The organism is Hallella faecis (assembly GCF_018789675.1).
GTDB classification, from domain to species: domain Bacteria; phylum Bacteroidota; class Bacteroidia; order Bacteroidales; family Bacteroidaceae; genus Prevotella; species Prevotella faecis.
In genome coordinates this window covers 1-6353 of sequence record NZ_JAHKBE010000084.1, presented here as the reverse complement: position 1 = coordinate 6353, position 6353 = coordinate 1, and the positions used below count along the sequence as shown (strand labels likewise).

Below are 6353 nucleotides of genomic sequence, written 5' to 3'. Positions count from 1 at the left end.
TTCAAAAGAACAGCAAAAAAACTTCAAGTTTTTCTTGCGTAGAAACATAGAATGCTTTACGGTAGATTGCGACCGAGAGGCCATGCTCTCCATACGCCAAGAAGTGAATAGCGAGATTCTACGCTATATGGAGTCGGAGGGTTATCATCTTGCGCCTGGCTCCAAGACACCGCATACGCTCGACTCATGGGTGTTTCATTATACCAATGCCGCAGGCAACAACGATGGCATCAAGATAGAAATCAACTATTCCGACCGTTGCCATATCCTGCCAGCCATAGAGACTCATGTGTCCATTCCATTTCTGAGCGATGTGAAGGTACGTTCTCTTTCGCCTGTCGAATTGTTCGCCACCAAAATAAACGCATTGATTGGCAGAAGTGCAGCACGTGACATTTATGATGTTTATAATATGGTGGAACATCAACTCTTTATGAGCGATGTGGAGAGAACATTATTAAGAAAAGCAACAGTCTTTTACCTGACTGTAGGCTCAAGTAGAAAAGACAACGCTACGCCTACGGAATACACAACTTTTCCGCAGATAGACAAAATTCGCTTTCCGCAGATTCGTTCGCAACTCTTGCCTGTGCTTAGGCGCAGTGAGCATTTTGACTTTGAAAAAGCCAAGACAGAAGTGAAAGACTTTCTCTCAAAGCTATTGGTTCTGACAGAATCAGAGAAAGAATATGTCCGGGAATTCAATGACAAGAAGTATATTCCAGAATTGCTGTTCGAAGATAAAGAGATGGTCAATAGAATCAAATTTCATCCTATGGCTTTGTGGAAGACAAGAATAAGTTAAATGTATTTTAGCCCAACGGCAGAGTGAAGTGGCATCCGTGGAAGAAATAGTATCGTGCCACATGGCCCTGACAACCCTTGCGGGCTGAAAGCCCAATGACCTCCATAGCCCAGGGCAAGCGAAGCAACACCCTGGGTAAACCGCCACACCCCATCACACCACGCCCTGCAAGGGCAAAAGTAAACATAACACGCTATGATTCAGCACTTTTGCCCCTACAGGGCGCAAGCTACACGGCACATTATACCCAGGGCGCCGCTTCGCTTGCCCTGGGCTATGAACTTCTGCCTCTTCGAGGCGTATCCGTCTGACCGCATGTCAAGCCCCGTCATGTGGCATACTACTTCTTCGTACTTTCCGCCTGCGAAAAATCCGTGTCGATCTGCCGCGCCGACGGCGCGATCTGTGTTATTGACAAGCAGTCCGCATGGCATCTGTGCTTATCTGAGAGATCCGTGGGAGAATAAAAACATCCAGCCTGTTCTTTAGCGCATTGCGCGCTTAGTTGTCGCCCACAGATCTCGCGGATTTCCACAGATTTTTCGCATACCAAGCAAGCCCATCGTGTGACATTCTCCCACACAACTTTCCGCTTGCGAAAAAATCCACGTCGATCCGTTGCGCCGACGGCGCATCAAAAACCAAGCGGTAGGCAGCGGAGCAAGAGTAAAGAATCCGTGAAAAGACCCATCCGTGCGCATCGGTGAAATCGGTGTTTTTTTGACAAAGCAACCCGCACGGCCACTCAACATCTCACATGCCACATTCAACATTCAACATTCCACATCCAACACCCAACATTCCACATCCGACACTCCACATTCTCAACATCCCTCCCCCAAATCTACACTGTTTTTCCCACCGCGCCCCACCCCGCATCCAAAAACGCCATCCTCGCACATTTTTGCAACCGTCTAACATTCAACCACTTACCGCATAAAGAGCCCGTTCGGTATCCCACACGCCCCATTCCGCCCCACGAAAAGCCATGTTTCGCCCCTCCATCCCTGCCCTTTCGAAGCTCCATCTCTTACCTTTCGAGGCTCGATACCTAAGCCCCCGCCCCTCGAAACATGCCCAACGCCCCATTCCGCCCCTCCCGTCGCCCATTCAAAACGCCAAAAAAGGCCCTTCCACCACTCTATTTCGCCCGAAAGCCCAACACACATTTTACACCAAAATATCTTACTGCAGAGTGCTGAATATGAAGCATAGAATAACGATGAGGGTCTGCTACCCTCTGTCTGTGAACAGATAATAATTCTGCAGACCCTAATTATAGAAATTCCATGATAGATTTTCACATGGCAAAGGGCAGAAAATAGAGTACGTCTTTCAACTTTCTGCCCTTTTTCTTTTTAATATTCAAGAAACAGTAGTATCTTTGTCATTACAAAAAAGTTGTAACATAAAACATGTAATGGCGTATGATGCTAAGTAACAAGAAATTAGCGAATCCTTTCGTCTATCAAGGTTATGAAAGCCCTGAGTATTTTTGCGATAGAGAGGCAGAAACAAAGAGTTTACTTTCCCACTTGAAGAACGGAAGAAATATTACCCTCATCTCTCCTCGAAGGATTGGCAAGACAGGACTTATTAAGAACACCTTCTACCATCTCAAGGAAGAAGAGAATGATGCCATATGCCTATACCTTGACATTTTCGCCACCAAGAACTTGAATGATTTTGTGGAGCAACTTGGCGTTATGGTCATCAACGACATTGTGCGCAAGAACGCCTCATTCTTCGAGAAGACCATTGCTTTCTTCAGTGCCTTACGCCCAGTGCTTAGCATGGATCCATTGACAGGCGAACCGAGTGTCTCCATCACGGTGGAACCAACACAAGAAGATATTACTATTCGTAACATCTTCAATTATCTCAACGAGAGTGGCAAAGAAGTATATATCGCCATCGATGAATTTCAGCAGATAGCTGAATATCCAGAGAAGGGAACGGAGGCTTTGCTTCGCTCCTACATTCAGTTCGCCCAACATGTACACTTTATCTTTTCTGGCAGCAAACAACATTTGATGGCAGAAATATTCGGCTCGCCAAAACATCCATTCTACCAAAGCACAGAGATGATGGGCTTAAAGCCACTGAAATGCGACATTTACTATAACTTCTGCCAAAGCTTCTTTAAGCAGAAAGGTGGTGACTTATCAAAAGAGATTTTCGAGCATATCTATCAGCGGTTCGATGGGCATACTTGGTATATCCAATGCATTATGAACCGCCTTTACGAATCAGAAAGCCAAGTCGAAAACATGCCGCAAGTCAATGCCTCTCTCCTTTCCATCCTTGAGGGAAGAGAACCGCAGTATGAGAGCATGACGCAGTTCTTTACAGAAAATCAGTTTGCTCTTCTCAAAGCCATTGCCAAGGACGGCATCGTTGCACAACCAACAGCAAGCAAGTTCATCAAAGGTCATAAATTGAGCGGAGCCAGCAGCGTAAAGGCTGCTCTTAAGATTTTAGAAGACAAGGAATTGGTATATAGAACCAATGACGGCTACCTCATCTACGACAGATTCATGGATCTGTGGTTAAAGAGAATATAAACAAGAAAATAATAACATAAAGACCTCTTTAGGTTTTTTCGACCATATAGGCACTATTTTCGACCCTTTGCTATCCTTACAAGGCACTTTGTCACCTACCAGGCAAAATGCCATCTTGCATGAAATGAATTTTTATCTACCTTTGCAGAGCAGTCGGCTTCCTATTCGCGCGCAAGTGGAGAAAGACTGCTAAGTATTTATTCACATAATGTATAATTGTCTATGAAAAAAGGACTACAGAGAAAAATGGCCTTGAGTTTGGGGCTGGCACTGTGCGTAGCATTGTCGGCAACGGCTCAAGAAGCCAATGAGTTTCAAGCAGAGAACACACAAAGCAACTGGTATCTCGGCATAGGTGGCGGCTATCGTTTCAACAAGATGAGTTACTCCGACCTGGACAAGGACGACTTTCCATCCAACAAAATGACAGGCAGTGGCATCTTCTCCATCTTCGTGAATGGAGAGTTCGGTAAGAATCGCCAGTTTGGTGTCCGTCCTCAGGTAACATTCCTTAATAGAGGAGGAAAACTATCAGGCATATTCAGGGAAGACAATGCGTATGAGGAGAGCAAAATCAACAATCTCTTCTACACTATCAAAGCGCACTACATCGACCTGCGCGTACCTTTTATCTTCAACTTTGGCAAGGCTGATTCCAAAATTCGCCCATACGTTTATGTTGCACCTGTATTCGGTCTGTGCACTGGCGGCAACATCAAGCTACAGGCAGAAATGGAAGACTACAAGTATGCCGGCTATGAGCTGGACATCACTAAAGCCAATCTCAACTCCACTTATTTTGCAGGACAAGCGGGCGTCGGTGTGAAATTCGCCATTCCTGTAGCCGACACGAAATGCTACTTTGGCTTAGAGGCTGCTTACGAATATGGCTTTACCGACACCTACGCAGGGAAGGAGAAAGACAGCAAAGCCAACGACATCTTGCATCTCTACAACGATAACTACCAAATCGACGGCAACCGCAAGTTCTCCGGTATTGAGCTACAGGCAACACTTGCTATTCCTTTTGATATTTTCAAGAAGAAACCTGCCAAGACTGAGCCAAAGACCGAACCTGTAGTTACCGAACCTGTAGTTGAGGAAACATATACTGTGCCTGTTGCCAAACCAGAGAAACCATGCTACACATTGGAGGAAATCGACGAAATGATGGCAAAGAACGAGTCGGTAGACGGTAAGACCATCTGTGCCATTGATGCCATCACCTTCGAGTTCGGAAAGAGCAACATCAAGCCTGAGTCATACGATTATCTCGACAAACTGGCTCAAACGCTCAGACGCAGCAACCGCCACGTAGAGGTAAAAGGACATACCGACAATGTGGGTGGCGACGAGTTCAACATGAATCTCTCACGCGACCGCGCCAAGGCTGTTGTAAACTATCTCGTAAGCAAGGGAGTCAACCCAGACAAGCTCACCTACAGTTACTATGGCATGAGACGTCCACTATCCGACAACGACACTGAGGAAGGGCGTGCCAAGAACCGCCGTGTAGAGTTTACCATTATGAACAACTAAAAAAATAATAACATGAAGAAATCAATGACATATAAGATATGCACACTGGTGATAGGTCTGACTGCAATACTATTCACCTCGTGCCTGAGCGATGGTGACGACACCATGGTACTGGAAAAGGGAGAGAAAAACGAGTTTGTCGATGGCGACCAGACGGTGGTTGTTGGTACCAATGAGTATGCCGACATCGAGAATGGAGGCTTCACACTCTACATACCCAAGGGTTCCGTGCCAAAGACCAACTCTGGCGACAACGGACGAGTGGCTTTTTCTATTAGCCATGTTGACATTTCCGACCTGCCCTGCCAGCTGCCAACAGGTGCCAGGATAGTAGGGAGAAACAGCATAAAGATAGAGCCTATGAACTTCACGTTCAACAGCCCGCTCGTGCTCAAATGCCCCACTGGAGGCAACACCAACTACGTATTGCTGCGTTACAATGACTATACCAACAGTTGGGAAGTAGTACCATTCTCCTCTCGCAACGCAGACGGCACCTCCAACGTGTCACTCATTGAGACAGGATACTTCGTGTTGGTGGAATATCCACAACAGACCACAGAAATGGGTGGAGTCCGCATATTACAGAAATATATAGACAACGAATATTTCTACTACCTCACTCTCACTCCTGTCAACGGCAGCTCAAAAGATGCCAAGATGATAGCCTTCTCACCCAACGGATCACCCCTGTACATGGCATACGTGGCAAGAGGAGAATACAAAGCCGTGCTGTCTCGCCAGAAACGAAGCCAGTTGAACTCCGACACAGAAATGGAACAATATTCATCTGTCATCAGAGTCAAAGTAACCGACAAACTCATCGCAGGCACAGGTGGATATGACACATATACAGGATGGACAGACATCAAGCTGGACAACATCTCATGGAACGACGGACGTTCTGACGCATGGGGCACCATCACCACAACATACGGAACTGGCAAGTTCCAGGCCACACTGACATGGGTCAATCCTTCCGAAGCAGAACATACAGACTACGACCTGCACCTTTATGGTCCGGATGACTTACATGTTTACTACACCAACAAGAAGCAAGGCTGTTTCGAACTCGACCGTGATTGGATAACCAACCCCGGCAATGCTGTAGAGAACATCTATAGCGTGAGTGACAATTTCACTCCAGGACAATACCAGGTAAAGGTTCATCACTTCGACGGTGTTGTGGGCAGACGATACAACTGCCGTGTAATCATCAATGGAGTCGTCGTTAAATCAGTATCTGGCGCCATCGGAACCAACAAGCAATTCGATGACATCTACTCTTTCAACGTAGAATAACAAACTCTATACCCATAAAGAGGGTGTGCTATGTATTTATGGCACCCCCTCTTTTGCATCTGAGAATCTTACTTCCCTTTCTGTATAATGGCGCACCCGACAAACCCTGTGGAGTAGGCCGTGCAGATGCTAACCCAAAACTG

General features: G+C 46.3%; 4 protein-coding genes. All 4 read left to right on the top strand.

Going from position 1 to position 6353, the window contains the following annotated elements:
• Positions 1–805 (top strand): nucleotidyl transferase AbiEii/AbiGii toxin family protein (locus KM934_RS12070; RefSeq protein WP_215760852.1); only part of this gene is annotated, 805 nt, incomplete at its 5' end.
• A 1427-nt stretch (positions 806–2232) separates the two neighbouring features.
• Positions 2233–3369: an AAA family ATPase gene (locus KM934_RS12065; RefSeq protein ID WP_252344995.1), complete on the top strand. Its 1137-nt coding sequence runs from the start codon at positions 2233–2235 to the stop codon at positions 3367–3369.
• A gap of 222 nt (positions 3370–3591) precedes the next feature.
• Positions 3592–4908, top strand: coding sequence for an OmpA family protein (locus tag KM934_RS12060; RefSeq protein ID WP_215760851.1), 1317 nt, complete (start codon positions 3592–3594; stop codon positions 4906–4908).
• Between the two features lie 12 nt (positions 4909–4920).
• Positions 4921–6210, top strand: a complete 1290-nt coding sequence (locus KM934_RS12055; protein ID WP_215760850.1) for a hypothetical protein — start codon at positions 4921–4923, stop codon at positions 6208–6210.
• Positions 6211–6353: the final 143 nt, after the last annotated feature.